Source organism: Mesorhizobium sp. M7A.F.Ca.CA.001.10.2.1, from assembly GCF_003998575.1.
Classification (GTDB): Bacteria; Pseudomonadota; Alphaproteobacteria; order Rhizobiales; family Rhizobiaceae; genus Mesorhizobium.
In genome coordinates this window covers 1-1,235 of the sequence record NZ_RZQY01001063.1, presented here as the reverse complement: position 1 = coordinate 1,235, position 1,235 = coordinate 1, and the positions used below count along the sequence as shown (strand labels likewise).

At 63.9% G+C, this 1,235-nt stretch carries 2 protein-coding genes; one reads left to right on the top strand and one right to left on the bottom strand.

The window, feature by feature from the left end; genetic code table 11:
* Positions 1 to 133 precede the first annotated feature (133 nt).
* Positions 134 to 571, bottom strand: coding sequence for a MarR family winged helix-turn-helix transcriptional regulator (locus tag EN964_RS35075; protein ID WP_127271260.1), 438 nt, complete (start codon positions 569 to 571; stop codon positions 134 to 136).
* 157 nt (positions 572 to 728) lie between these two features.
* Between EN964_RS35075 and EN964_RS35070 the strand changes: the two genes are divergently transcribed.
* A partial coding sequence (locus EN964_RS35070; RefSeq protein WP_164776418.1) for a chloride channel protein occupies positions 729 to 1,235 on the top strand: 507 nt, incomplete at its 3' end.

The following is a 1,235-nucleotide window of genomic DNA, read 5'->3' as shown; positions in this document are numbered from 1 at the left end:
CTCCGAAAGTGGAGCGTGCGCCGCTGCCGGAAGCCAACGACAATCCGCCGCCGGCCAAGCCGAAGTCCAATCCGTTCACGATCGACAATCTGCTGAAGTCACTGCAGTAGGCTGAGCTTTCTGGGCGATACGACTACCCTCCATCTCGATCGAGCAGACGCCGCAGCATCGGTTCGATACGCGACAGTTCGTCGAGATGCACCGCCGACAGTTCGGCCAGGCAATCGTCGGCGCGCTCGGTCAGCTGCAGCAGCACGCGGCGGTGGTCGTCCTTATCCTGATCCCTTGTAACCAGCCCCGCCTCGCCGAGGCGGTTGACCAGCTCGACGGCGCTGTGGTGGCGGATGCGCAGGCGCTCGGCGAGGTCGCCAACCGTCACCGGGCCGCCGCCGGGGAATCCCTTGATCGCCAGCAGCGCCTGATGCTGGCGCGGGGTCAGGCCGGCGTCTTCCGCCTGGACCTGGCTGAATTCGAGGAAGCGGCGGATCAGATAGCGAAACTCCGACAGTCGCTGGTAATCGGCCTGGCTGATGGCGGGGCGTGGTTTTTGTGGCTGCGACATATCAGACATGTGTTCGTTTTCCGGCGAAAGCTCAAACGGATTTCGGGCGAAACCGGCTTGAATATTTATATCGTGTTACGATACATAGCCACCGACAAGCCCGGCTGGCCGCTTCGACCGTGCCGCATATCCACATTCGGCCCGCCGCCAGGAAGCAAAGCCCGCCATGAAGACCCCTCACTCGAACCCGGAGCATCTGCGTGATTTCACCACGGACGCCAGGGTGCTGCTCGTCGCGGCCATTGCCGTGGTGGTGGCGACAGCCGGACTGGTTGCCGGCATCGCGCTTTTGAAGCTGATCCGGCTGGCCACCAACATCGCCTATTTCGGCCAGTTCTCGCTTGCCGACCTGAAGCTTGAGGACACACCGCTTGGGCTTGCCGCCGTCATCGTCCCGGTGATCGGTGCGCTGATCATCGGCCTGATGGCGCGCTTCGGCAGCGAGAAGATCCGCGGCCATGGCATTCCCGAGGCCATCGAGGCGATCCTGCTCGGGCGCTCAAAACTCGACGCCAAGGTGGCGATCCTGAAGCCGCTGTCGTCGGCGATCTCGATCGGCTCCGGCGGGCCGTTCGGCGCCGAAGGCCCGATCATCATGACTGGCGGCGCCATCGGCTCGCTGATCGCGCAGATGCTGCCGGTCAGCGACAACGAGCGCAAGACACTGCTGGTG